The following is a 24,791-nucleotide window of genomic DNA, read 5'->3' on the forward strand; positions in this document are numbered from 1 at the left end:
CGAAATGAAACAGCTTACACCTTTAAGAAACAAGCCGCAGAATTATGAACCTCTTAAAGACACCCTTGAAGCAATCTTTCTAGAGGTCATATACGCACCAATAATAAAGATTGTCAAAGATGGTTTAGGCGTTGATGTAAAAGTCTTAAAAAACGCAAAGGCGGGGCTTGTACAGGCAATAGAAAGCGGCAGTGTGCAGTATGCTGACGGTTGGTTTAAAGGTTCTTTTAACAGTGCAATATCCAGGGAGTTAAAAGCCCTTGGTGCAAAGTGGAGCAATAACAGAAGAGGTTTTTTTCTTAGGTATGGTGACCTGCCCTATTCTGTAACAGTTGCCATAGGCCTTAGGGAAGACAAGATAAAAAAGACCGGGTTTAGAATAAACCAGTTCCTAGATGAATTAAAAGAACTTGTTGAAACGGTAAAAGAAGAAGATTTATTTGCGTTTAATGGCCTGTTTGGAAAAATGATTGTCAATAACGAAAGGACTTTTCAGGAAAGTGTTAGCGCAATAACAGTAACGCCGGAACTGACGCAAAAGAACATAGAGGCAATTTCTTCAGAATATTCAAAGAATATGAACCTCTATATAAACAAATGGACTGAAGAGTCTATAGAAAGGCTGCGCCAGGTAGTAATTGACAATACATTTAAAGGCTATAGAAGTGAAAGTCTGGTTAGTGCTTTGCAAAATGACTATGGTCTATCACAAAACAAAGCAAAGTTTTTAGCCAGACAGGAAACATCGCTTCTAATGTCCACATTCAGGCAAAGCCGCTACTGTGAGGCCGGGTTAAATATTTACAGGTGGAGCACGTCAATGGACGTGAGAGTAAGAGGCAACCCAGCGGGCAAGAACTATGACTATATAAAAGACCACCCGGGCAAAACCTCTAACCACTGGATAATGCAAGGTCTATTTTGCAACTGGGACGACCCCACAGTATACGCCAAAAGTATGGAAGACGCAGAAGCGGGCAAATGGCTTAAAAGAACAAAAGCCATGCCAAAAGTTCACCCGGGCCAAGATTGGCTGTGCAGATGTGTAGGCATACCGATGGTGCCCTAGGAGAAAGAATCAATGAATATTATCAAAGACGAGATAAAAGAAGTCAGAAACAAAAAGAAAAAACAACTAACAATTATCTACAGACCCAGCGTTTTAAGCATGATTAAATTTTTATCCGCCGCCCTCTGGACAGTGCTTACTTCAGTAGAGGTCTCTATGCCTATGCCCAAGCCGCAAAAGAGGAGAAAGAAATGAATTACTACGAAGAAATTATCAATAAGAAACAAGAAAAAAGAAATGCAATGTTCAAAGTCGGAGATAGGGTAAAGTCAACAAGACCTAGAGGGACTTCAGCCATAGGTACTGTGGTTGAAATCATAAGTGACTCTGCCGTAAGGGTTAAATGGGATGGGAATAGTGGCGTTCCTTTAAGTCATGGCTTAGGAGAACTTAAGAAAGTAAAAGAAAACTCAAAAAACTATTACGAACAGATTATTGAAAACAAAAAAGAAAAGAAGAATGACGGATATAACGATATAAAAAGCTTCCTTAAGTCTCTCTTAACAGAAACCTCCGATATTACTCAAATAACCCAGGCCCTTAAAAAGAAATTTTCTTATGCCTCTTTTTCAGAGGGCGATGTAAGAATTTTAATCAGAGAAGCAAAATAACATGACAACAAGAAAACTATTCAATAACGCCAAACAGGAACCCAAAGTATACTACTGCAAACATATTGCGGCAGGTGTGTGCGGCTATGAAGATGAAACTATCTTAATAACCAATGACACGCTTAAAAAAATGGACGCCACTTTTGCGGGCAAACCTGTATATGTTGACCACCAAAAAGTACAACTTGAAACCTTACAGCAGGACGCTGACGGTTATGTAGCTGAAAGCTTCTTTCTACCGGAAGACGGCTGCCATTGGGCCAAGTTCATTGTTGTAAGCGATAAAGGGCATGAGGCTGTAGACAAAGGTTTTGCTGTATCTAACGCTTATATACCTGAGTCATTTGGCGTAGGCGGCGAGTGGCACAACATTAAATATAACCGGGAAATAACAGACGGCTATTACACCCACCTGGCTTTAGTAGCTAACCCCCGCTATGAAGAGGCGGAAATAATGACACCAGAAGATTTTAAGGCTTATAAAGAAGCCAAAAGAGCGCAGCTCAACCAGCTGCAAAACTCAAAAGATGACGCAAAGGAGAAAAAGAGTATGGCAAATCCATTCAAGCTGTTCACAAGAAAGGAAGTAACCAACAGCGAAGAACTCTCTGAAGCTATGGTTGAGCTTAAAGACGGCAAGACCATGAGTATAAAAGAGATTATCAACGCAGTTGAAGAGACAAAAAAAGAAGAAGAGAAAGAAAAAGAAGATAAGAAAAACGAAGAAGAAGTCTTGTCTAAAAAAATCAAAGTTAACGGCGAAGAAATAACCGTTAAAGAACTTATCGACTGCTACGAAGCTTCCATGGAAAACGAAGAAGAAGTTGAAGAAGAGGAAGTTGTAGTCAAAAAAGATAAGAAAAACACTGACAAAGAAGAAGAAAAAGAGGAAGACGAGAAAAAAGACAAAAAGAACTCTAAGCTTTCCCACTTTGACGCTCTTTTAAACGCCGCTGAAAAGCATAACGCCAAGAAAGACGGCATAGTCATTGACACTGTAGACCGTAAGTTGGCCCGTGGCCAGGAAAGATACGGTTCTGAGAAATAAATTTAAGGAGAAAATAATATATGACACAGAGCATTAACCAATTTTCACAAACCGCAGAGAGGGGCCAGGTAGCCCTTTTAAACGGCGCAAACCCCGCCATATCTGTAATGATTGACGCTAGCGTTACAGCCACGCTTAAAAGCGGCGACGCTGTAAAGATTGTCGCTACTTCAAAAGGCCTGCCTAAAGTTATACCTACAACCGCAGTAGATGACGTTGCCGACGGCTTTATCATGTTTAACCCTGTTAAAAATGAGTTTACGGGTAATGACAGATGCGAAATGCTGTTTACGGGCGGCTTTATGTATATGATTGCGGGCGCAGCTACCCCCGCCAAGTCAAAAGTACAGTATAACCCGGACAACGGTTATGTAGGCGTTGCCGCTGCTGATGCCAACATGGTCGGTATTGCGGTAGACACCGCTTCCGCCGTAGGTGATTTGATAAGAGTCAAAATCAAATCTGCTTTCTAATTGAAACATCATAAGGAGATAAACACAATGGAATATCAAATTTTAAACAGTAAAGGGGAGCAGGTAAGGCTCAACGCTAAAGAAGAAAGAGTCGCCCGTGCCCTTGAATACCAAAACGCAGAAATGCTTAACGCTTTAGGTATTGAAATACCTATAACCACGCTGACAACAGTCATAAAATCTATCTCAGAGCAAAAGTTTTATGAGGTTGCTCCGGCTGACTATATGCCTGTTATTGTTGGTGAGGGTTCTTTCTCTACAGACCTCTTAAAATACTTATCCTACAACACTGGCGGTGATTTTGAAGAGGGCGTAATTCACCAAGGTACAGCTAACAGCAAGCTTGCCCAGGCTGATGCTGCGGTTGAGGGCGTGCCTGTCAAATTATTCCCGTGGGCCAAAGGTCTTAGCTGGAACTTGTATGAAGTTCAGACAGCGGCCAAAACAGGCAACTGGGATTTAATTACAGAAAAAGAAAAATCAAGAAAGAAAAACTGGGATTTAGGTATACAAAAACATTCTTTCTTAGGGTCTGAAAATGACACCAACAGAAGAGGTTTACTTAACCTTGATAACGTCAACTCTGACCTTACAACTATCACCAAGCCTATTTCTCAAATGACCCCTGCCGAATACAACACCTTTGTGGCTACAATCATCGGCAAATATAGAGAAAACTGTGAATACACCACAATGCCTACGGACTTCTACATTCCTGAAAGCGACTATATGGGCTTAGGCGCATCTTTAAGTGCAGAGTTCCCTCTTACTTCTAAGATTGAATACCTGAGAAAAGTTATGAGCGACTTAGGTTTAGTAAAAGTAAATATTAAACCGCTTGTATACTGCGACCAGAACAGAAACTCTTTAGGTTTAAACAGATACGTAATGCTTAACAAAAATCCTGACACGCTTGCTTTCAACATTCCTGTTGACTATACCTCAACCCTTGCCAACAGCATAAACGGTTTTAACTGGGAAAACGCCGCCTATGGCCAGTTCTCCACAGTAAAAGCCTACAGGCCTAAAGAAGTCCTTTACTTTGACTTCGCCAACTAAACAAGGAGATACAAAACATATGGCTACAACAGTAATTTTAAGCAATAAAGGTCAACGTTCCTTTATCATCAAGGGCGCAGTAATACGCCCCAGAACAGAAATGAGGATAGATGAAGAAACGGCCCAGAAGCTGATTAAGATGTACCCGGAACTTACCATCATAGCTGACACTGAAAAAAAAGTAGTGAAAGTTAAAGAGGCGGATATCGTGAAAGTTGAAGAAGTAGAAAAAAAGGATATCCCGGCTGACGCTACAGTAGTAGATGAAGTTGTCATCGAAGAGGGCGAAGAAAAGCCTAAAGCAAAAGCTAAACCCGGGCCTAAAGCAAAAAAGAACGTCGCTTAATAAATATACCAAAGGAGGCATAAGAAATGACTTGTCCTACACCAATACCAGTAACGGTTGAAGAGTTCAAAGATTACTTTGATAGGGATTTTCCTTATGCCTCCGATGAGTCAGACATGACGCAAATCAGGAATAAAGATATCCAAAAAGCGTTTGGTGAAGCCCAAATGAATTTTAATGAGTCTTTATTTTCCTGCCCAGATGATATTAAAAGAGCGTTTTTATATCTCGCCGCGCACTATCTTGTAGTTGATATTTCAAACAGTACCAGCGGCCTGGCGGGCAGGTTTCAAGGTTATATGACAAGTAAGTCTGTAGGCTCAGTAAGCGCAGGTTATCAGATACCGCAGTGGATTCTTGATAATCCTATTTATTCAATGCTGGGGCAAACAGTTTACGGTATTAAATACCTTAGCTTAATTGTCAGCCAGACAGTAGGTAATTTTGGCATTGTGAAAGGCGCAACGTCGCCGTAGGAGTTAAATTATGGCAAACCTGGCCGACGCTAATAGAAAGGTAAAACTTGAAATAGGCAAGCTGCAAAATCTGGTTTCCATATTAACAAAAGGCGTACCTAAGGTTAAAGTGGGCATATTGGGTGAGAAAAACGGCAGACGTGCAGTCGAACATAACGAAGTAAAAAGCGGCAAAAACAAAGGCAACATAAGAGTAAAAAAATTAAAGGCCAGTTCTTTAAAAACCAACTCTGAAATAGGCTATGAAAATGAATTTGGTGTAATATCAGGCAAAAACAGAAAGCCCAGAAGAAGTTTTATTATCTATCCCTTAACCTCTAAACATTTTAAAGATAGATTGCGGGGCAGAAAAAGCACCACGCAAAAAGCATTTGAGAGGGCCTTAGAAACAGGCAACATTGTTTCTTTCATGAAAAGAGTAGGTTTCGTGGCTGAAGAAACAATACAAAGTGCTTTTGAAACAAGAGGCTGGGGTGTATGGGCACCAAACTCACCCATAACAATAGCTATAAAAGGCAGTGACAGCCCGCTTATTGATTCAGCACAGTTAAGAGAAGCTGTTACAAGTGAAGTTAATAAACATACATAACAGGCAAATATATGGCAATAACCAACGGTAAAGACAAGCTTATAGGCAGTTCTTTTTCTAACCTCCCGCAAATGGGAGAGGTTATTCTCAGTTGGTTCCAGCCTATGACCTTTGAACTTGTAACAAAAACTCAGGTTGATTATCAAACAAAAGAAGACACTATCACTATAGAAACACAAGGCGTAAGACAGCCATTTACAGCGCAGCAGTTATTAATAAAGCCAGAGGGGCAGCGTGCCTGGAGGTGGGAAACAATGCACTGTTCACCTGAGGTTACCCTAAAACCTGATGACATTGTCATATTTAACAATGTGCCTTACAGGGTTATGCAAAAACTTAACTGGGCGGAATACGGCTATCTGGAATATCACATAGCGGAGACTACAACAAATGGCTGAGGATAGAGAAATAATTAAGCTTGTTTGTGACATTATTCAGGCCGAGATGGCACTGACAGACCAGCAAATTTGGATTTACGACCAAAAAAGAGATATCCCCAACACCTTGGGACCCTTTGTAGTGGTAAGAATTATATCTGAAACACCAATCGGCAGTAAAAGAAAGTATGAGAGTGTTGCCGAGGGCCTTATGGAACACCAAAGCATTAATCTTCTCTCCCGGGTAATGATAGATATTTTAAGCAGAAATGACGACGCTAGAGTAAGACGGCATGAAATTATCATGGCACTTGAAAGTACATACGCCCAGCAAATGCAAGAAAAATACTCTTTTTCAATAGGCCGCTTGCCCTCAGACTTAATAGACATAAGCGACGTAGAAGAAACCAGAATCCCATACAGATTTAACTTAAGTTTTAACATCACTTTTAAAAAAGAAAAAAGCAAACTCGTAGACTACTACGATAAATTTCAAAAAGCAGTGGTCTATACAGACCCACAAACGGAGGCTTAAATGTCCAACCAATTAGACAAAACAAACGTGGTCAACGTCAGTCTTTCCGCTTCTCCTAAAGGTATAAGTGAAGACAATGTTGACACCGTTGGTATATTTACAGATGAAACGCACGCAGATTCTTTTGGCACAGCAGGCTATAAAATTTATTTAAACCCCAGAGAAATGGCTGTTGATTTTGGCACAGACAGTGACACTTACAAAATGGGTGTCGCCGCATTTTCCCAAACACCTAACTTTCTTAATGGCAACGGCTATTTAGTAGTTCTTTTATTAGAAGAATCAGAAACCCTTGTTAACGCCATTATAAGAGCGTCAAGTTTAGTTCAGTTCTTTGGCATTATTACAACTAAAGATATAGAGGCTGAAGAACTTACAGAAGCTTCTAACTATGTGCAATCAATAAACAAAGTTTTATTTGCCGTCTCTAATGATCCTGCGTATTTTGCGCCGGAGGGAACTTTTGACCTTATTAGACAGGCAAGCAACACTCACACCCGTTGTCTTTCTTACCTGTCCGACAACACGACAGACGCTAAGAGGATGGCGGCGGCATATGCGGGCCGGGCCTTATCAACAAACTTCAGCGGTTCTAACACTACACAGACAATGCACCTCAAAGACTTGCTTACCATATTGCCTGACCCGCAAATGACGCAAACACAGCTTAACCAATGCCAGGCGGCAGGGGTTGACTGTTATGTAAATATAGCTGGCGTTGCCAAGGTGTTTACCTCTGGCGCAAATGAATTTTTTGACGAAGTCTACAACATTTGCTGGTTTATCAACGCTATTGAAGTGGCTGGCTTTAACACTTTAGCCACAACATCAACAAAAGTGCCGCAGACTGAAGAGGGCATGACATTGTTAAAAGGCAATTACAGGCTTGTTTGCCAGCGGGCGGTAAGAAACCAGTATATTGCGCCCGGCGCATGGAACAGCCCTGACAGGTTTGGCGATGTTGAGGCCATGCTTAGAAATATTGAAGAGACAGGATATTACATATATTCTGACCCTGTTAACTTACAGGCACAGACTGACAGAGAGCAGCGTATCGCCCCTTTAGTGCAAATTGCTATTAAACAGGCGGGCGCACTGCATAAATCTAACGTCATGATATACGTTAACGCATAAGGAGAAACAAAATGTATTCAGTTAGCTTAACAGGTAGCGATACCATAAAAATTGATGACAGGATTTTGGCTGATTTAGCTGACAGCGACGCGGCCACCCTTACCTATGTCAATGAACTTACAGCGGTAAAAACAGGTAAAAACAGAAACTCTATCTATGCGCTTAATGAAACTGGCCATCAGGCAGACTTGGTTATAAGAGTGCTGCGTGGCAGCGCAGATGATAAATACCTTTTAAACAGGCTTAACAATATGTCACAAGACTTTGCAAGGTTTGTGCTTATCACGGGTGAGTTTGTTAAAAACGTGGGTGACGGCGCAGGTAATATTACCTCGGACACTTACCTAACTTCCGGCGGCACTTTCTTAAGAAAAGTTGACGCTAAATCTTCCGCTGAGGGCGATACTGAGCAGTCAGTATCAATCTACACAATAAGATTTGCAAACAGTGACAGGACATTAGGTTAAGGGGGCTTATAATGGAACTTTCAAATAACCAAAAAGTAACCTTGCCCAGCAACGCTGAAATAGATATGACGCTGGCCCCTTTTGAAGAGGGCAATAAGCTTTTTACCTCAGTGGCGGAGTGTCTAAAAAGCGTAAAGATTGACGCTAATAAAGACCTTGAGAACATTGAAGACCATATCAACGCTTTAAAAAACGCTTTTTTAGAGTGCATTACCAGCAAAGATGTAAAAGACAGTATCTTGCTATGCCTCAAAAGATGTTCTTATAACGGCAAAAAGATACAAGACTGGTCATTCTTTGATGATGTAAAAATGAGGGCGGACTATTTACCTGTCTGCTGGGAGGTGTCTAGGTTTAACCTAGCCCCTTTTATGAGCAATCTTTTTACAAAATTACAACCAGTATTCCAGGTGGCAATGGCGAGAATGAAAGAACGCTCCCCACAGTCAAAATAGCGCATGACAGCCTTGTAGCTTTACTCAAGCTGGTCAAAGCGGGTTACGGCCCTCTTTCCGAAGTCCGCAAAATGACTTCCAGAGAGGTTTTACAAGCACTTAATTACGAAAGATTTATAAGTGATTACGAAAAGGCATATTACAACTTAAACAGAGGCAAGTAATGAAAATAGCAGATTTGTTTGCGGAAATAGGCATAAAAGGGGGCGGTCCGGCTATCATGACAATGAAAGGCCTGGTAAGTTCTTCTATGGCCGCTAAAGCTGCGCTTGTTGCCGTTGTCTATGCTTTTCATGAAATGACAGAAGCCGCCAGAGAGTTAGCTGTAAATCTTGATAAGTATGAAGCTATTACAGGCAAGTCCGCTGAGGAACTGCAAGCCCTTTCTTATGAGGCCGCCCAGGCTAACGTATCTATGGAAGAGGTTAGCGGCACCATTCAAAACCTGCAAAAAATTAAAACAGATGTTTTATTAGGCAAAGGTATGCCCGGCGCATTTGTACTGCTGGGCATAGACCCTAATGAAGACCCTGTTGAGATGCTTAACCAGCTTAGAAGTAAAATAAAAGAACTCCCGCCGGAAGTAGCCAAGACCATTACCTCAGAACTGGGCATTTCAGACAACCTGTTTTATATGTTGTCAAAATCAGGTGATGAGTTTGAAAAACTTAACCAGAGATATGTACTTACCAGAAAACAGAGGGAAGACTTAGTAAAGCTTAACGCTGAGTGGAAAAAGTTTTGGTTTACCATTAAACAGCTTTCAGCTCAGGCAATGGCGCTCAGTTCAATATTCCAAACCAAAGTATTGCAAGTAGTACTTAGGGTGGTTACAGCTCTGTCTGAGTTTAGCAGGTATCTGTACAGCCTTATACAAGCTAATGAAAACCTAAAAATAGCTGTCATTGCTTTAGGCGCAGTGCTGGCGGTTGTATTTGCACCGTGGTATGCTGCGCTGGCGGCAGTATTGTTAATTATTGAAGACATTTTTGTCTATTTTGAGGGCGGTGACAGCGTTACAGGCAAAATAGTTGAGTGGGTAAATGCGTCGGATACTCTTAAAGAAGCGTTTATACAGGTTAAAGCTGTTTTAGCTGGCATTTGGTCAATTATAGAAAAAGCTATAGAGGGTTGGAAGCTTATAAAAGAATTATCTGATGATATTGGGTTATCGGACAAACTTGCCAATTTCAAACTACCCGGTATGTTTAGCTTTTCAGATGTTAAAGGCGGCATTAAAGGCTTTGTAGATACATTCAAAACGCCCTCTGAATCTGCCATACCCAGTATGCCCAGCAGTAACAATACTTCTACATCAAACAATAACACAACTAATAATAGTGTAAATGTCTACACTCAAGGTGGAGACAGTCCCAGAGAAACAGGCAGAATTATAGGTGATGAGGTAAGTAATGCCATCGGACAAAGCCCAGCCCTAACTTACGGTGCTGGCGGCGGGGGTGGCAGATGATTGATTTAGCCAGAATACTTAATAACCCGCTTGCCAATAAAATCAGCAACCTTGTTGAGTTTACTGATTTTGCTTCTACTTTCCTTGATAAATACTTAGTCCAGCCTGAAACTGACTCAGGTTTATCAGATGGCGTTAATGGCTTTTTATTTGACATCAAAGGTGAAGAATTTATTGACCTTAACAGTGATATTACAGACCATTACGTTGAAAATAACAGCGCAATGCAAGACCATATTGCCCTAAAGCCAGAAACTATCACTCTAACAGGTTACGTAGCGGAGTTAAAAAATACGCCGCCCCCAGGCCTTGAGTTTATCTCTCAAGAAGTTGAAAAGCTGCAAACCTTAACACCTTTTCTGCCGCAACTTACTACCCAGGCGCAGGCTATTTATAATGAAACAGAACGTCAATACCGTGTATATCAAAAAGCCAATGAGTCTGTTAATAATACATGGGATTCTTTTCAAAAGCTGTTAGCAGGCAGAAGTATACAAGGGGATGCCGCTATAACCAGCCAGAGGGACGCTTTTCTATTCTTTTATACTTCTTGGCAATCTAGGCAGCTTTTTACTATTCATACCCCCTGGGGCGTATTTACACAAATGGCAATTTTAAACCTCCGGGCTAAACAAGATGAGGATACTAAAATGATTTCTTCTTTTGAAATTACCTTTAAAAAAATTCGTTGGGCAGAAGCTATTACAAACACTTCCTTAAAAATACAAGGTAGGGCTAAAGTGCAATCCCAGAAACAAGTAGATAAGGGTGTTAAAAAATATAAACAAAGTACTCTTTTTCAAGGCTCTAGAGGTACTGCTGATGTTTTAGATAAATGGATGGGAGGCAGTTAATATGCAAATTATTGAAGACATATCTAATGAAGCCTCTCAAAAACACACTATCACTATAGAAACAGGTGATGATGTTGTTTTAGAACTTATATACAGGCCCACGCAATTAGGCTGGTATATAGACATCACTTACAATGACTTTGTTTTACGTGGCATCAGGGTAGCAACTTCTTTAAATTTTCTTTGGCAGTGGCATAGCTTAATACCTTTTGGTCTTATGTGTGAGTGTGACGGTAACCAAGAACCGCTGTCTGTAGAAGATTTTTTAGTAGGTCGTGCCACACTTTCAATATTAACGCAAGAAGAAGTAAACACTATAGCGGGGTTATTAGCAGATGCGAAAGCTTAACAGAAACTACCACCTGACGATACAGGTCCTCAGTAAAGCGCAAGAAGAAGAAATTGCCGCCGCTACCGCAGCGGGCGAAACTGAACTTCTTTCAAAACTGCTTACTGCGCCCGGCAGGGAACAAATTGAAATAAGCTTACCCTTTACCATGTCTTTTAGCATTGAAAGGAACGCCGCCGCTACCGCTAATACCGCCAGAATAACGCTGTTAAATTTAAGCGAGGATACCCGCAGAAAGATTTATAAAGACAAGCACACCACCCTGCAATACAAAGGTATAGAACTCCGGGCCGGCTATGGGGAAGATGTTAAAACGCTGCCCTTAATATTTAAAGGCAATATCAAACAAGCCTATAACGAAAGAGTAGGCACTGAATATGAAACCAGGATAGAGGCCTATGACGGCGGTTTTGCTTTTTTAAACGGTTATACGGCGCAGTCTTTTAATGCTGGCACGCCAACAAACCAAGTATTAGACAGTCTTATTAAAACTTTGCCGGGCGTAAATAAAGGTATTGTAGGTGATTTTAACAACAAAACACTTCGTGGTAACGCTTTTTCAGGCCCCACTACAGACCTTTTACAAACTATGACCGAGGGTAATTTCTTTATTGATAATGAAAAAGCCTACTGCCTTAAAGAAGAAGAGTGTTTTGTGGGTAACGTGCAGGTAATTTCAAGTGAATCAGGCCTTTTAGGTTCACCTCAGAGAGAAGAAACTCTTTTAACTTTCAGAATAATCTTTGAACCCCGTGTTTTAATAGGCCAAATAGTTGAACTTGTGAGTGAAACAGAAAAACATTTTAACGGGCTTTATAAAGTAATCGCCTTTACACACAGCGGCACAATATCACCCGTAGTAAGCGGCAACTGCACAACAAACGTCAGTCTTTATTATGGCACAAAACAGTTAGTTGTAAGGAAATAATTATGCCATTACCCAAATCTATAGAATACGCAACAAACCCTACCTTAAGAATGGTACTGCAACTCTTAAAGGAAGAGATTTTTCATGACCTAAACTGCCATCAAGTGGGCGAAATTGCTTCTTTTAACCCGGACGGCCCCACTGCGGAAATAGAAATAAAAATGAAAAGGGTATTAAATGGCGAACTTAGGGAATACCCGCTGCTAGTGGATTGCCCGGTATTAGTACTTTCCGGCGGCAAAGGCAGGCTTACTTTCCCTATAGAAAAAGGCGACCCTTGCCTGATTCTTTTTAATGACAGGGATATAGACAACTGGTTTGTTTCCGGCCAAACAATGCCGCCAAACTCAACCCGCAAGCACAGCATTGCTGATGCTTTGGGGGTTGTAGGTTTTAGAAACAAACAAAACGCTATCTTAGACTATTTGACCGACGGCACAGAACTTAAATATGGCGACACAACCATTCAGTTAAAAGACTCATTAGCCTATATAACAAACGGTACGGCCACTGCTACGCTGGACGGTGCTACCGTTACCTTTGATAACGGCGCAGGGTCAACTATTGTTATGGACGCTACAGGCATAAAAGCTACCACGTCCCAAATAGCCACAGTGGAAGCACCACAAACAGATATCAACTCTGCCATTATCAATTTAAACGGTATGGTAAACGCACTGGCATTAGCTGTGCAGACAATATTTACGGTACAGGGTAAAGCAATAGGGCCTGAACATCAGCATAGCGGTGTACAAAGCGGCCCCGGCAATACAGGAGGGGTAGTATGATTCACAGAAGTTTAGACGCTAACGGCGACTGGGTTTTTGGTAAAGGCAGAAACAGCTACACCAGAAGTACAGAGGCAATCATGCTTAATATCAAAACCAGGCTGTTGTCATTCCGTAATGACTGTTTTTTTGACCTAGACGCTGGCGTTGACTGGTGGAATCTTTTAGGCAGTAAAAAGAAAGAAACACTTTTATTTCAAATAAGGTCTGTTATTGCGGACAGTTACGGGGTATCTAGCATAGAGTCTTTTGATAGTACGTTTTCACAGGATAGAACTTTATCCGTCACCTATTCCATTAAAACCGTAAACGGCGACATTGATACAGACACAACGGAGATTATTAAATATGCCTAACACTTTAGACGCTAACGGACTGCAAATTAAAACCTTATCAGAAATTAAAGATGAAATTTCTGCTGATTTGCGTGAAATTTACGGGCAGGATATTAATTTAGACTCTAACTCACCAGATGGGCAGGTAGTTAACATTTTTGCCCAAGCGGCAGAGGACAACCTTGAGTTAATTCAAGAAGTGTGCACATCTTTTGACCCTGATTTAGCTGTCGGCAGAATATTAGACCAACGCTGCGCCATAAACGGCATACAAAGAAGAGTCGGTACTTATACCCATGTCAATATAGCAATAGTTTGTGACAGGTCTTTAAATTTGACAGGGCTAAATACGTCAAGCGAAGAGGAAGCTTTTACTATCAGCGACAATGAGGGCAATCAGTTTATTTTAGAAAGCACAGTTTCTTTAGATGCCGGAACATCTATTCAAAGTTTCAGGGCTAAAGAAATAGGCCAAGTAGAAGTTCTGCCCAACACTATAACTACCGCAGTAACTATAGTATTAGGCGTTCTTTCTTTAAATAACACAGGCCCAGCCGTTACAACTGGTACTAATGAGGAAACAGATTCTCAACTTAGAGCAAGAAGAAGTATTGCCGTTTCTTTAGGCGGCAAAGGCTTTTTAGATAACCTCAGGTCTGCTTTAAATGCCCTAGAGGACGTTGCCAGCGCACAGGTTTACAATAACAGGGGCACTTCTGAAGACGCTGACGGCATACCCGCACATGGCATCTGGGCTATTGTTGACGGCGGCACAGATGAAGCCATTGCAGATATTATGGATGCTAAAATGGGCGGCGGCAACCCTATGAAAGGGTCTGTTTCTATCCCTGTTTTACAAACTGACAGCAGTTATGACACCTACAGTTTTGACCGTCCTATAACACAGCCGCTTTATATAAACCTAAACATTAAAGGCATAGACGGCCAAGCTGTGCCGCAGGACTATATTAAATCACAGCTTGTTTCAAGATTAAGCTATAAAGTTGCCCAAACGGCTGACGCTGGCACTATAAACTGTTTGACGCTAGATATCATGCCTAATATTGCAGTAAATTCAACTGTTTCTAATGACAACACTACTTTTGGCCTAACAGCGGCAACCCTTACAAAACAGCATAAATTTGTAGTTTCCGCTGATAATATCAATATTACGGTGGTAAGTTAATATGACTGATACAATAGAAAATTTGTTGGAATATTACGCCAACCTTTTAATAATCCAATACCGCAATAAACCAAAGGCAATAAATACCATAAAAGCGTTTGCCAGGCAAATACTGGCGGATATGCTTCCTATTAAAATAAGAGACGCTTACACCGTAGATACCGCAGAGGGTAAGCAACTTGACGTTTTGGGCAAATATATAGGTTTTAGCAGGTTTATTTCCACGCTTGTAGTAAAAAACTTCTTTAAATTTAACGTCGGCCCCAACATAACCGCAATTAACGGGTTTAACACCTACCAACAGGGCCTAATCAGGCAAGCGTGGATGAAGTATAGCGACTTTGATTCACAAGATTACCCGCTTGGCGACAGCGACCTTAGAGTAATGCTAAAACTCAAATCAATAATAAATAACGGCAGCGCAATAACCTCAGAAATAAAAACACAGCTATACAACGTTTTTGGTGACTCAATCAAATTAACAGACAACAGAAATATGACATACACATACACAGTTTCAGAAGACTTAATTGACGTTTTACCCGTAATTTTAGCCTATGATATGCTGCCCGTCCCTATGGGGGTAAGCTATTCAGTTCAGATAGGATAAAGGAGATAAAAAAATTATGCCCAAAATAGACAGAAAAAATCAAAAACAATTTGCCGGGGCCGCTAACCCTATAGACAATATTGCAGTATTCGGCTCCCTGGCAGCCCAAAATCCCGCTTTCAGCAATAACCCTGATGAAATTCAAAGCCTGGATGCTTTTTTAAACGGCTGGCTTGAGGCCATTGTTGGTGATAAAAACCCGACTATGGAAGATATGAACGCTCTTTTTTACTTGGCTTTTTACCAGTTGTCATATTTATTCCAACAAGGTATAGCAGAATATGACGCAAATACAACCTATTATATGGGTTCAATGGTTTCTATCTCCAATCAGACAACAGGTCTGCCCGCTTTGTACTATTCCAAGATTAATGAAAATTTAGGTAATAACCCCGCTTCAGATACAACTTCATGGGGCGGCTTGGCTGATACCTTTGCAGATATCTTTTTAAAAAAAGCTGGTGATGGCATGATGGGCACTCTTACATTTCCGGCTGTCCTGGCGAGTAAAATAACTTTTTTTATGCAAGCCAATAAAAGCATCCGCTTGCAAGAGGGCGGAAACGGCTTCTTAGATTTTTTAGTAGACGGCTTGACCACGGGTCTTTACATCGGACCAGACGGCAGCGTTGGAAAAAGAACTGTGGGGGTAAGGGCAGAATTCCTTACTGCTGGTTCGGGTGGTTTAGCTAAAGATTATGTTACCTCCTACAGCACAACAACAAATTACTGGTATAGGATATGGAACAGCGGGTTTAAAGAATGTGGTGTTGCTGTAGGCGCAGGAACAACAGCTGTAACCTGGCCCGTAACTTTTAGCGATACACTATACACCGTAGCGGCAAACAATGTGGGTGGAAGTACTGTAGGTAGCCAAGCCACAATAAATTATATGAGTGGTTTTTATGGCGCAGGCACCAAAAGCACAACAGGCTTTACAAGAATAGGCTCAACGGACGGATTGAACCAGCACGTAACTTATTATGCAGCAGGCTATTAAAAGGATATTTATATGAAAAATACTCAAATAAAAAAACCAATAACTGAAGAAACTCAAAAACAATACGCTAAGTTTGCCATGTGGTGTAATGAAAAAGGCTACATAATAAAAGATGATAACCCAGAATATTATTACTGTGAAAAATATGTAGTACCAAAACCTACAATTTTAGAACAAATACAAGCTTTAGAATTAAAGCAAACACCTAGAATGCTGCGTGGCGCAGCTTTAGGGCTGGAAGAAGATATTGCTCAACTTGAAGCTATCGAAGCAGAAATACAACTTTTAAGAAGTCAATTATAAAGGAATAACTTATGTGCCACTCATGCAATGAAAAAGACCATGCTTTATATGTAAAGGATAAGTATATAAGACGTTTGGAAAGAAAAATGCAAAATAAGCCAACTCTTTCAACTGTTATATCTTCTTTTACGCTTTTAGGTATTTTAGGCGCCATACTACTTTTTAGTTTTAGGACATACTTTGACCATAACCATACAGTGCTAATGGCCCAAAAAACACAAATTTTAGCAACTGAAAATAAAGAAAGAATAGTCAAACTAGAGTTTGAAACCGCTAAAGATATTGCGCTTATAAACCAAAATATGGGCCGGGTTCTTAAAATCTTGGAGGACAAGCCCAGATGAAAACCAAACATAAGAATGGTAAAAAAATAAGACTTTGTGGCAACTGCGGCAGCTTAGAAGAGTGTAAAAACAAGTACCCGGACACAAACGCCTTTCTTTTAGCCTGTGCAGAATGGAGGAAACAATGATTGAAAACAAGCAAATTACTAAACACTTCTCTTTTTATGAGTTAACCACAACGGCAAATACTGATTATTTAGAAAAAAACAGACAGTATGGCTTTGAAAATATGGACAAAGTTGTCTCTCTGGCGCACTTCGCTGAGCAGGTAAGGTCTATTCTAGGCGTACCTATGATAGTAACTTCCGGGGGCCGCTGCCCAGAACTAAACAAAGCTATAAACGGCAGCCCAACAAGCCAGCATTTTTTATGGGAAGCCATTGATTTTATTCCTAAAAATATGAGTGTTGCAGAAGCTTTTGACCTTATCAGGGGCAGCAACTTACAATTTGGCCAACTCATATTAGAACGTGCGGGTATAAAAGAATGGGTACACATATCCATGCCGGGCAACAGGTCTAAAGAACGTCAAAACATGGTGTTAATATACTTAGACGGTAAATATACACAAGTCAAGAGGTAAATAAATATGCTACAAACAGCAAAAAATTATATTAAAAGACTTTTATCAGACAGCACGGGCGCACCGTCAAGCCGTTTACACTTAGGCTGGCTGCTTAGTGTTTCCGCCATAGCATTGGCCTTTGCCTATATTTTTTCTTCCAGCAATAAAGATGTTTACAGTATAATAGAACTGTTTTTAATTATAGCTGGCGGTTGCTTTGGCGTGTCTGTTTTTGGTGAACTCAAAACTTCTAAAAAGGAATAAAAATGAATGAAAAAATTATTAAACTTTTTATTGTTTGTGCTATGCTTATCAGCGGCGGTTGCTGCCCAACAGTCAGAACAGCCGCCTCAGTACAAACAGATATTAACAGACTCAGACTCTATAATCAGCGGCTTGAAAGTGAAAATGAATACCTTAACGGAAAACTCGCAAACTTTGCAAGCACAGTTGAAAGCTACTCAGGCGGAGTTGAACAAATCGCAGGAGAAAGTATCTCAGACCTTGACCGATTACAACACAACAATAACTGGCTTGGAGAATACATTGAAAGACTTAGAGGAGTCTCACGGGAAAGAGGTAGCGAGCCTAAAAGCACAGATAGCTTGGACCAAGATTAGATTTTATTTAGCTTTGGCCGGGTGCATTGCATTAGGTATGGTTTTGCTAAAGAAGTTGCTATTGATATAATTTAAGATAAAAAAGACAAGAAATAAAAGAAGATTTTAGGTCAAAATGAATGTAGCTTTTATGTAGCCTTTTGCTTTGGGTTTGTTAATACTTAGCAGTTCTAAAAAGTTTTAATAGACTTTTAATACCGTCTTAGAATTAATAAAAAAGCCCTTTTTATAACGAAAAAGGGCTTGTATAGTAAAGTAGCCGAGAATGGGAGTCGAACCCACGACCTACCGCTTACGAAGCGGTTGCTCTACCAGCTGAGCTATCTCGGCAAAGTAAAATTACTTTAATCTATTTTAGCAATTTTCGCCGTTTATTGAAAGAGGCGCGTAAAAAATGTTATGATTATAACGTTATTTAAAAAAGGAGACAATTATGAAAAAGGGTTTTACATTAATAGAGTTGTTGGTTGTAGTGTTAATCATAGGTATACTGGCCGCAATCGCCTTACCACAGTATACTAAAGCGGTTGAAAAATCCCGCTCGGCAGAAATGTTTCTTACAAACAAAACTGTTTATGACGCTATGCAAAGATATTTGCTGGCAAACGGTAACCCGTCATCAAGAGTTTTGCTTAGAGACGTGTTGGATATTGACCTTACCGGCGGAACATGGGACACCGACGGCGGAGAATACACAACAAAAAATTTTACATATAACGGTTCTTGCACTTCTGACGGATGTCAAATGGATACACTTAGAAGACGAGGCAACGATGTTCTTTATGGAACAGCGTATATGTATAGCGGCGATATAAAAAACTGCGCAACTTTTAATACTGACGCCGGCCGCGCGGTATGCAAAAGCGCTACAGATTATACTTATGTAGATGACGAGTTTTAACCAGAATTTGTTTTTTAATAAAACTCCCTTGCTATCAAACACAGAGGAGTTTTTTTTGTTTCACAAAAAAGATTTTGAATATTTTAGCTTTGCTAAAACAACTGCTTTTCAAAATCACCCTAATTAATACGGCCGTCCGGTTGGGCGACCTTTTTGCTTTGCAAAAAGGATTTTGAATATTTTAGCTTTGCTAAAACAACTGCTTTCAAAATCTCCCTAATTAATACGGCCGTCCGGTTGGGCGGCCTTTTTGCTTTGCAAAAAGGATTTTGAATATTTTAGCTTTGCTAAAACAACTGCTTTCAAAATCTCCCTAATTAATACGGCCGTCCGGTTGGGCGGCCTTTTTCTATCTCCCCAAAAAAGCTATAATCTGACTATGAAAGATTCGTCTACAGGCACATATAAATTTGACCCAAAAACAGGCAAAGTGGTAAAGGTATCGGCAGATATTCCTAAAACCGCAAAAACCGACGGCGGCCAATGCCCGCACAAACACGTTTGCGGGGGGCACTGCAACCATGGATAAGCTTAACACCACCCCGGTAACTGAGGCGGCCGCGCCGCAAGTTAACCTGTTTTACAAGATAATACAAACCTTTGCCAAGCATTTGGTAACGGTAGTGTTGCCGTATATATTTGGGTCTATGGGCGTATTTTTTATAGGGGTAATGTTTGTATATAAATTTGGCATTACTCCGCTGGAAATTGCCGCCGGGTTTAAGCTTTGCATGCTTGCGGTTTTGTGCGTTTTTTATCTGCCGTTTTCTTTTGTGTACGGTATTTTAATGGCGGGGCTTAGCACCTTGGTCGCCATAGCGGGCGTGTTGGAAGGGGTGATAACAGATTTTGTTGACAGGCTTAAAGCGACGGTAGAACGCCACGTAAGTTCTATGGATGACGGGCTGCCCAAAACACAAGCCAAAATAATTTTAAACGCCAGCATAAAAGAAGTTGTGCAAACCTATAAGGACAACAAGTCCAGCTCCGCCGCTAAGGCTATTTCTATTTTCATACTTTCTTTTATTATTTACGCCGTGAGAATAGTGCTGTTTGGTAAAGTAAAACAGGCAACAGGTGCGGAAGTTTCTTTGGGCCTTATATTCGCGGGCAAGGCGGCGCTGGTGGGCGCTGTGTTTTTTAATCTTAAACTAGTGGCAAAATTTGTGCTTGCGCTTGGCTATTTATTTGGTTTAATATTCTTAGGGGTACAAATACTCCTGTTAATAATTTTATGATGATAAAAAGGTTAATAGTTATTTTGCTGGTATTATGCGTAACGCCTGTTGCTTTCGGACAAAGAACGTCTAAGGCTAAACAGGCGCAGAGCGCCTTTACCCAGGCCCGCAAAGAAACCGACCTTAACAAAGCCGTCAAACTCTACAACAAAGCCATAGAGCTTAACCCCAAATACGCGGCGGCATACCATTACAGGGGCGACGCTAACAAAGACCTTGGCCGCCTGCAAAGCGCGGTAAAAGATTATTCCTCCGCCATTAAATACGATGATAAAGACGCCTTTAAATATTACAGCCGCGCCATAGCTTATACAGAGCAAAAAAAGTATTCCTCGGCCATTGAGGACCTTACCAAAGCAATTTCACTAAAATCAAACTTTTTAGATTTTTATCTTAAACGCGCGGACCTTTACTATAAGCAGGATAAGTTTGACCTTGCCGTTAAAGACTATGAAAAGTTTGGCGTAAGAAAAAAGAAAGATAATGACTACTACCTTAAACTTGGCGTGTCATACATAGGCATTTATAAATACGACAAAGCCAACGCACAATTGGACAAATTTTTAGAGCTTGAACCTAACCGCCCCGAGGGCTATTTTTACAAAGGCAGAATACTGTTTAACCAGGGGAACCACGACGTTGCCATATCTTACTTTAGCAAGGCCGTTAACCGCGACGTTTCCTATCAGCCGGCGTACCGTTTGCGTGCCTCGGCTTTTAAAGAAATTAACGACTATGAGTATGCGATTAAAGACTACACCAAACTTATAGAGCTTAACCCGGACCCGCTGTATTACAACCGCCGCGGCCTGGTGTATGAGGAAATGGGCAACCTTAAAGCGGCTGAGGAAGATTACTCTAAAACCATAGAGCTTAACCCCAAGTGGGCAATAGGCTACAATAATCGCGGCTATGTTAACCTCAAACTTAAAAAGTGGACACAGGCCAAAGAAGATTTTGAAACCGCTATTAAGTTAGACCCAACCCAGCAGTTCCCGTATGTGAACTTGGCGGGCTACTACTGGCTGCATAAAAAAGATAAAAAGAATACTCTTAACAATTTAGACCAGGCCCTAAGGCGCAACTTTAAAGACACAGAGGCCCTGTACGACGATAGCAAAAAAGGCTGGATGTTTAAAAATATTAATACCACGGCGGAGTTCCGCGCGCTTATATACAGATGAAAAATAATTTAGTTTACTACAGCAAACCGCGCCGCCCCGTTGGCAAACGCAGGCGCACCAATAAGCCAAATATTGTAAGGCCCGTTATTATACTTACGGTATTTGTGGCTGTCGCCCTGTCTTTCTGTTATTTTATTTACAAGGCTGTGCCGCGTGCCAAGGCCAAGATAGCCGCTTTCCAGGTAGAGGGTTATTCCGGCTGGACATATAAAACAGCGCAAATAACCGGCGTGGACAACACCAAACAAAAAGATATTTTAGCCGCCATTAATATACAAACAGGCCAGCGCGTCAGCACAGAGGACGCTAAAGCACTGCAAAAACGCTTAGCCCTAAAATTTCCGGAACTTAAAAACGTAAGAGTAAAAAGGGGCTTGTTTTCAGGCAAGCTGAGGGTATCGGCCGCGCCGCGCAGTATTAACGCCATACTTTTAGGTCCGTCGTCATCGGTGCGTTACGTGTTGGACTCAGAGGGGGTTATTTACCCTGTGTACGGCGAGGAAAATTTATCCTCTTACCCCACTGTGCTTATTACGGCGGCGGGTGAGGGCGCCGCGCCCGTGCAAAAAGTAAGTAAAGAATTTGTACAATTAGTTAATGCTGTAAATGCTCTTAAAAAAAGTATTGATTTTACGACATTGGTATTGGACGAAAACGGCACAAACGCCAAGCTTTTGCTGGCGGACAACAGCGTAATTGACTTTGGCGCACCTACAGACTTGGCAAAAAAAGCCAAAACGTCTTCTAAAATACTAGAATATAGCAAAGCGCGCGTAAAAGCGCCCTATGAAATCAATTTTGAATATTTTTCTAATGGCAAAGTCTATCTTAAGCCGTTAGAAGTTAACTAGGTGGAAAAATGGCAAAAACAAATATTATAGCGGGGCTTGATATAGGCAGCGGTAAAATGACCTGCGTCGCCGCCGCGCAAGATTTTGAAACAAACACTTTAAGAGTAGAGGCCGCGCATTCTATACCGTGCCGTGGGCTTAGGGCGGGCGTAGTGCTTGATATTAGGGAAACCTCCAGCGCCGCGCTGTCGCTATTGTCTAATATAGAAAAAGAATGCGGCAAAGATATAGGCGCTTTATTTGTAGGCGTGCGCGGGTCGCACTTAGAAAGTTTTACAAACCACGGCACATATAATATTTCCCGCGTAGACAAAGAAATTACTATTAACGACATGCAGTTAGCCATAGAAAACGCCAAAGCTATACCGATAAAAAACGATAATGAGATTGTAAACGTAATACCCCAGGGTTTTGCCATTGATAAAGAAAAAGGCATTTTAAACCCCGAGGGCATGGAAGGTTCCCTTTTAGAGGTTGACGTGCACGTTACCACAGGTTCCAGCACGCACCTTAACAATTTAGCCAAAGCTATACAAAAACCCGGTTACCGTATAGACGGTACATTTTACGGCTTAGTGCCGCTGGCAGACATGGTGCTTACGCAGGAAGAAAAAGAAATAGGCTCTATGCTTATTGACCTTGGCGGCGAAACCATGAGCGTGGGTATTTATATAGACGGCGTATTGCGCTTTTCGCGCGACATTCCTTTTGGGTGCGATTTAATTACGTCAGACATCGCCCGCCTTTTACACACCCCCAGGCAAAGCGCTAAAGAAATTAAAGAAAGCTACGGCGTAGCGTTCCCCACATTTTTAGAGGACGAGGGTGATATCCCTGTGCCTACATTAGACGGCCGCTCCATGCACCAGGTTAAAAAAAGTTTTATTTTAGATATTATACAGCCCCGTGTGGAAGAACTGTTTGAAGAAGTAAAAAAGATAGTTGACCGCAGCGGTTATAAAGATTTCCCCGTAGTGGGCGTACTTACCGGCGGCGGCAGCCTTATGCCCGGCGTAACAAACGTTTGCGTAAACACGCTTGGCCTAAGAGAAGTGCGCACAGGCACAGTATCGCGCGAGGCTATTATAGGCGACGAACAGTTTTTTGACCCTAAGTACAGCACCGCTTTAGCGCTTGTCGCGTACGCCGCGCAGCGCGGTATGTATGAAGAATTTAACAAAGCTTCCTTTGAGCAAAAATCAGGCCTGTTCAGCAAAATAGGCAAGATTTTCAGAGGCGTAGATATTTTTGGTAATTAAATGCCCTTTTCTCCCTTTTGTAAAGGGAGTACCCCGTAGGGGGAGGGATTTAATATTGCGAAGCAAATTATAAAAATAAAATTTTTATACGCAGTTTAGCAAAGAGTTAGGCGGTGGGGCAGGGCACATGTTTGTGTGCATTTTGTGTTTATCACCCTCATCCTTGCCTTCTCCCCTAAGAGGGAGAAGGAATAAAATTTGAAATAAGGCTACATATATGACTATGGATGATATTTTTGCCTCGGCCCAATCGTTCGAGACAAAGAAAGCTAAAATTAAAGTAGTTGGCGTCGGCGGCGGCGGCGGTAACGCCATTAATCACATGGTTGAGGCCGGTATAGAAGACGTTGACTTCGTGGCCATTAACACAGACTCGCAGGATTTACGCCGTAACCGCGCGCCGTATTTGGTGCAGGTTGGCGAGCGCATTACAGGCGGCCTGGGAGTAGGGGGGGACCCTAAACGCGGCAAAGAAGCGGCCAAAGAATCTACCGAAAAACTTAAACATGTCATAGCCGACACAGACCTTTTATTTATTACAGCCGGTATGGGCGGCGGCACGGGCACAGGCGTTGCGCCAACGCTTGCCAAGCTTGCCAAAGAAACTTACGGCAATGATATTTTAGTAGTGGGCGTAGTTACCCGCCCGTTCAGCTTTGAGGGTTTTATACGCGAAAAGCAGGCCGACGAGGGCATAAAAGAACTGCAGGAATGCGTGGACTCCATGATTATTATTCCTAATGATAGACTTTTTGAAACAATAGACTCGCAGACGTCCTCCAAAGAAGCTTACAAAAAAGTTGATGACGTACTCTTACAGGCTGTTAAGGGAATATCAGAAGTTATTACAAAACCCGGCGAGGTTAACATAGATTTTAACGACGTAAAAAAAGTAATGTCAGGCAGCGGCCGTGCGCTTATAGGCATAGGCGAGGGCGACGGGCACGGCAGGCATTTAACAGCTGTACGCCAGGCTATTTCCAGCCCACTATTAGAAAACGCGGACATTACGGGCGCGAAAGGTTTTATAGTGCACTTTTTGGCTGGCGAGGGCCTTACGCTGCTTGAACAGGGTGAGGTTATGAATTTAGTTAAACAATACGGCAGCAAAGAAAGCATTGTTATGTTTGGCCATACGTACGATAAAAGTTTAGAAGGCAAAATAAAAGTTACGGTTATTGCCACAGGGTTTTCTAAGGATAACGCCAAGCTGCACAGCGCCAGAAACCCGGTATTTAGGGTGTCGGACACAAAGGATACGCCGCCGTCAACGTCAGGCAAAAATTTATTGTTTGACGCTAAGGAACCTGAGAGCGAGGATAATATTTTAATACCCGCTTATCTTAGAAGGAAAAAGAGGTAATTT

35 protein-coding genes and 1 tRNA gene are annotated in these 24,791 nt (G+C 41.5%); 35 read left to right on the forward strand and 1 reads right to left on the reverse strand.

Features of this window, described 5'->3' with window-relative positions:
• The first annotated feature begins 4 nt into the window (after nucleotides 1–4).
• From AAIR98_RS04485 to AAIR98_RS04620, 28 genes are all read left to right on the forward strand, one after another.
• A complete protein-coding gene (locus AAIR98_RS04485; RefSeq protein ID WP_423971021.1) occupies nucleotides 5–1,069 on the forward strand; it encodes a hypothetical protein in 1,065 nt (354 codons plus the stop codon).
• A gap of 12 nt (nucleotides 1,070–1,081) precedes the next feature.
• Nucleotides 1,082–1,264, forward strand: coding sequence for a hypothetical protein (locus AAIR98_RS04490; RefSeq protein ID WP_423971022.1), 183 nt, complete (start codon nucleotides 1,082–1,084; stop codon nucleotides 1,262–1,264).
• On the forward strand, nucleotides 1,261–1,680 hold the full coding sequence (locus AAIR98_RS04495; protein WP_423971023.1) for a hypothetical protein: 420 nt from the start codon (nucleotides 1,261–1,263) through the stop codon (nucleotides 1,678–1,680). Before AAIR98_RS04490 ends, AAIR98_RS04495 begins: the two co-directional genes overlap by 4 nt.
• Before the next feature lies 1 nt (nucleotide 1,681).
• A complete protein-coding gene (locus AAIR98_RS04500) occupies nucleotides 1,682–2,728 on the forward strand; it encodes a hypothetical protein (protein ID WP_423971024.1) in 1,047 nt (348 codons plus the stop codon).
• Between the two features lie 20 nt (nucleotides 2,729–2,748).
• On the forward strand, nucleotides 2,749–3,201 hold the full coding sequence (locus tag AAIR98_RS04505) for a hypothetical protein (protein ID WP_423971025.1): 453 nt from the start codon (nucleotides 2,749–2,751) through the stop codon (nucleotides 3,199–3,201).
• A gap of 27 nt (nucleotides 3,202–3,228) precedes the next feature.
• Nucleotides 3,229–4,260, forward strand: a complete 1,032-nt coding sequence (locus tag AAIR98_RS04510; RefSeq protein WP_423971026.1) for a major capsid family protein — start codon at nucleotides 3,229–3,231, stop codon at nucleotides 4,258–4,260.
• A gap of 19 nt (nucleotides 4,261–4,279) precedes the next feature.
• Entirely contained in the window at nucleotides 4,280–4,606 is a 327-nt protein-coding gene (locus AAIR98_RS04515; protein WP_423971027.1) for a hypothetical protein, read from the forward strand.
• Between the two features lie 26 nt (nucleotides 4,607–4,632).
• Nucleotides 4,633–5,082, forward strand: a complete 450-nt coding sequence (locus tag AAIR98_RS04520; protein ID WP_423970263.1) for a DUF4054 domain-containing protein — start codon at nucleotides 4,633–4,635, stop codon at nucleotides 5,080–5,082.
• 10 nt (nucleotides 5,083–5,092) lie between these two features.
• Nucleotides 5,093–5,671, forward strand: coding sequence for a hypothetical protein (locus AAIR98_RS04525; RefSeq protein ID WP_423971028.1), 579 nt, complete (start codon nucleotides 5,093–5,095; stop codon nucleotides 5,669–5,671).
• An 11-nt stretch (nucleotides 5,672–5,682) separates the two neighbouring features.
• Nucleotides 5,683–6,069: a hypothetical protein gene (locus tag AAIR98_RS04530; RefSeq protein ID WP_423971029.1), complete on the forward strand. Its 387-nt coding sequence runs from the start codon at nucleotides 5,683–5,685 to the stop codon at nucleotides 6,067–6,069.
• Nucleotides 6,062–6,583, forward strand: coding sequence for a hypothetical protein (locus AAIR98_RS04535; protein ID WP_423971030.1), 522 nt, complete (start codon nucleotides 6,062–6,064; stop codon nucleotides 6,581–6,583). Before AAIR98_RS04530 ends, AAIR98_RS04535 begins: the two co-directional genes overlap by 8 nt.
• Nucleotides 6,584–7,717 (forward strand): DUF3383 family protein, encoded by a 1,134-nt coding sequence (locus tag AAIR98_RS04540; RefSeq protein WP_423970270.1) that lies wholly within the window; start codon nucleotides 6,584–6,586, stop codon nucleotides 7,715–7,717.
• Nucleotides 7,718–7,728: 11 nt separating this feature from the next.
• Entirely contained in the window at nucleotides 7,729–8,184 is a 456-nt protein-coding gene (locus AAIR98_RS04545) for a hypothetical protein (RefSeq protein ID WP_423970271.1), read from the forward strand.
• An 11-nt stretch (nucleotides 8,185–8,195) separates the two neighbouring features.
• Complete coding sequence (locus AAIR98_RS04550; RefSeq protein WP_423970272.1) at nucleotides 8,196–8,639, forward strand: phage tail assembly chaperone; 444 nt, start codon at nucleotides 8,196–8,198, stop codon at nucleotides 8,637–8,639.
• A 163-nt stretch (nucleotides 8,640–8,802) separates the two neighbouring features.
• Entirely contained in the window at nucleotides 8,803–10,110 is a 1,308-nt protein-coding gene (locus AAIR98_RS04555) for a hypothetical protein (RefSeq protein WP_423970273.1), read from the forward strand.
• A complete protein-coding gene (locus tag AAIR98_RS04560) occupies nucleotides 10,107–10,964 on the forward strand; it encodes a phage baseplate protein (RefSeq protein ID WP_423970274.1) in 858 nt (285 codons plus the stop codon). The genes AAIR98_RS04555 and AAIR98_RS04560 overlap by 4 nt, the downstream gene beginning before the upstream one ends.
• Nucleotide 10,965: 1 nt before the next feature.
• A complete protein-coding gene (locus AAIR98_RS04565) occupies nucleotides 10,966–11,313 on the forward strand; it encodes a phage baseplate plug family protein (protein WP_423970275.1) in 348 nt (115 codons plus the stop codon).
• Nucleotides 11,300–12,241 carry a baseplate hub protein gene (locus tag AAIR98_RS04570; protein ID WP_423970276.1) on the forward strand — a complete coding sequence of 314 codons (942 nt, stop codon included), beginning with the start codon at nucleotides 11,300–11,302 and terminating at the stop codon, nucleotides 12,239–12,241. Before AAIR98_RS04565 ends, AAIR98_RS04570 begins: the two co-directional genes overlap by 14 nt.
• A gap of 2 nt (nucleotides 12,242–12,243) precedes the next feature.
• Nucleotides 12,244–13,029 (forward strand): Gp138 family membrane-puncturing spike protein, encoded by a 786-nt coding sequence (locus tag AAIR98_RS04575; RefSeq protein ID WP_423970277.1) that lies wholly within the window; start codon nucleotides 12,244–12,246, stop codon nucleotides 13,027–13,029.
• Entirely contained in the window at nucleotides 13,026–13,385 is a 360-nt protein-coding gene (locus AAIR98_RS04580; RefSeq protein ID WP_423970278.1) for a contractile injection system sheath initiator, read from the forward strand. The genes AAIR98_RS04575 and AAIR98_RS04580 overlap by 4 nt, the downstream gene beginning before the upstream one ends.
• Nucleotides 13,378–14,550: a baseplate J/gp47 family protein gene (locus AAIR98_RS04585; RefSeq protein ID WP_423970279.1), complete on the forward strand. Its 1,173-nt coding sequence runs from the start codon at nucleotides 13,378–13,380 to the stop codon at nucleotides 14,548–14,550. Before AAIR98_RS04580 ends, AAIR98_RS04585 begins: the two co-directional genes overlap by 8 nt.
• A gap of 1 nt (nucleotide 14,551) precedes the next feature.
• Nucleotides 14,552–15,160, forward strand: a complete 609-nt coding sequence (locus AAIR98_RS04590; RefSeq protein ID WP_423970280.1) for a baseplate wedge 1 family protein — start codon at nucleotides 14,552–14,554, stop codon at nucleotides 15,158–15,160.
• A 16-nt stretch (nucleotides 15,161–15,176) separates the two neighbouring features.
• Nucleotides 15,177–16,160 (forward strand): hypothetical protein, encoded by a 984-nt coding sequence (locus AAIR98_RS04595; protein WP_423970281.1) that lies wholly within the window; start codon nucleotides 15,177–15,179, stop codon nucleotides 16,158–16,160.
• Between the two features lie 12 nt (nucleotides 16,161–16,172).
• Nucleotides 16,173–16,463, forward strand: coding sequence for a hypothetical protein (locus AAIR98_RS04600; protein WP_423970282.1), 291 nt, complete (start codon nucleotides 16,173–16,175; stop codon nucleotides 16,461–16,463).
• An 11-nt stretch (nucleotides 16,464–16,474) separates the two neighbouring features.
• Nucleotides 16,475–16,807, forward strand: a complete 333-nt coding sequence (locus AAIR98_RS04605; protein ID WP_423970283.1) for a hypothetical protein — start codon at nucleotides 16,475–16,477, stop codon at nucleotides 16,805–16,807.
• A gap of 124 nt (nucleotides 16,808–16,931) precedes the next feature.
• A complete protein-coding gene (locus tag AAIR98_RS04610; protein WP_423970284.1) occupies nucleotides 16,932–17,390 on the forward strand; it encodes a D-Ala-D-Ala carboxypeptidase family metallohydrolase in 459 nt (152 codons plus the stop codon).
• 6 nt (nucleotides 17,391–17,396) lie between these two features.
• The gene (locus AAIR98_RS04615; RefSeq protein WP_423970285.1) at nucleotides 17,397–17,636 is read left to right on the forward strand and encodes a hypothetical protein; all 240 of its coding nucleotides are present in this window, start codon (nucleotides 17,397–17,399) and stop codon (nucleotides 17,634–17,636) included.
• A 6-nt stretch (nucleotides 17,637–17,642) separates the two neighbouring features.
• Nucleotides 17,643–18,062: a hypothetical protein gene (locus AAIR98_RS04620; protein ID WP_423970286.1), complete on the forward strand. Its 420-nt coding sequence runs from the start codon at nucleotides 17,643–17,645 to the stop codon at nucleotides 18,060–18,062.
• Between the two features lie 187 nt (nucleotides 18,063–18,249).
• Here AAIR98_RS04620 and AAIR98_RS04625 read toward each other — a convergent pair.
• A tRNA-Thr gene (locus tag AAIR98_RS04625) sits at nucleotides 18,250–18,322 on the reverse strand.
• Nucleotides 18,323–18,425: 103 nt separating this feature from the next.
• Here AAIR98_RS04625 and AAIR98_RS04630 point away from each other — a divergent pair.
• From AAIR98_RS04630 to ftsZ, 7 genes are all read left to right on the forward strand, one after another.
• Nucleotides 18,426–18,893 carry a type IV pilin protein gene (locus tag AAIR98_RS04630; RefSeq protein ID WP_423971031.1) on the forward strand — a complete coding sequence of 156 codons (468 nt, stop codon included), beginning with the start codon at nucleotides 18,426–18,428 and terminating at the stop codon, nucleotides 18,891–18,893.
• Between the two features lie 379 nt (nucleotides 18,894–19,272).
• Nucleotides 19,273–19,422, forward strand: coding sequence for a hypothetical protein (locus AAIR98_RS04635; RefSeq protein ID WP_423971032.1), 150 nt, complete (start codon nucleotides 19,273–19,275; stop codon nucleotides 19,420–19,422).
• Nucleotides 19,415–20,131 (forward strand): hypothetical protein, encoded by a 717-nt coding sequence (locus AAIR98_RS04640; RefSeq protein WP_423971033.1) that lies wholly within the window; start codon nucleotides 19,415–19,417, stop codon nucleotides 20,129–20,131. Before AAIR98_RS04635 ends, AAIR98_RS04640 begins: the two co-directional genes overlap by 8 nt.
• Nucleotides 20,131–21,315: a tetratricopeptide repeat protein gene (locus tag AAIR98_RS04645; protein WP_423971034.1), complete on the forward strand. Its 1,185-nt coding sequence runs from the start codon at nucleotides 20,131–20,133 to the stop codon at nucleotides 21,313–21,315. Before AAIR98_RS04640 ends, AAIR98_RS04645 begins: the two co-directional genes overlap by 1 nt.
• Nucleotides 21,312–22,166, forward strand: coding sequence for an FtsQ-type POTRA domain-containing protein (locus tag AAIR98_RS04650; RefSeq protein ID WP_423971035.1), 855 nt, complete (start codon nucleotides 21,312–21,314; stop codon nucleotides 22,164–22,166). Before AAIR98_RS04645 ends, AAIR98_RS04650 begins: the two co-directional genes overlap by 4 nt.
• 8 nt (nucleotides 22,167–22,174) lie before the next feature.
• A complete protein-coding gene (gene ftsA / locus AAIR98_RS04655; protein WP_423971036.1) occupies nucleotides 22,175–23,425 on the forward strand; it encodes a cell division protein FtsA in 1,251 nt (416 codons plus the stop codon).
• Nucleotides 23,426–23,648: 223 nt separating this feature from the next.
• On the forward strand, nucleotides 23,649–24,788 hold the full coding sequence (ftsZ, locus tag AAIR98_RS04660) for a cell division protein FtsZ (protein ID WP_423971037.1): 1,140 nt from the start codon (nucleotides 23,649–23,651) through the stop codon (nucleotides 24,786–24,788).
• Nucleotides 24,789–24,791: the final 3 nt, after the last annotated feature.

This window comes from Elusimicrobium simillimum (assembly GCF_049639735.1).
In the GTDB taxonomy this organism is placed as follows: Bacteria; Elusimicrobiota; Elusimicrobia; order Elusimicrobiales; family Elusimicrobiaceae; genus Elusimicrobium; species Elusimicrobium simillimum.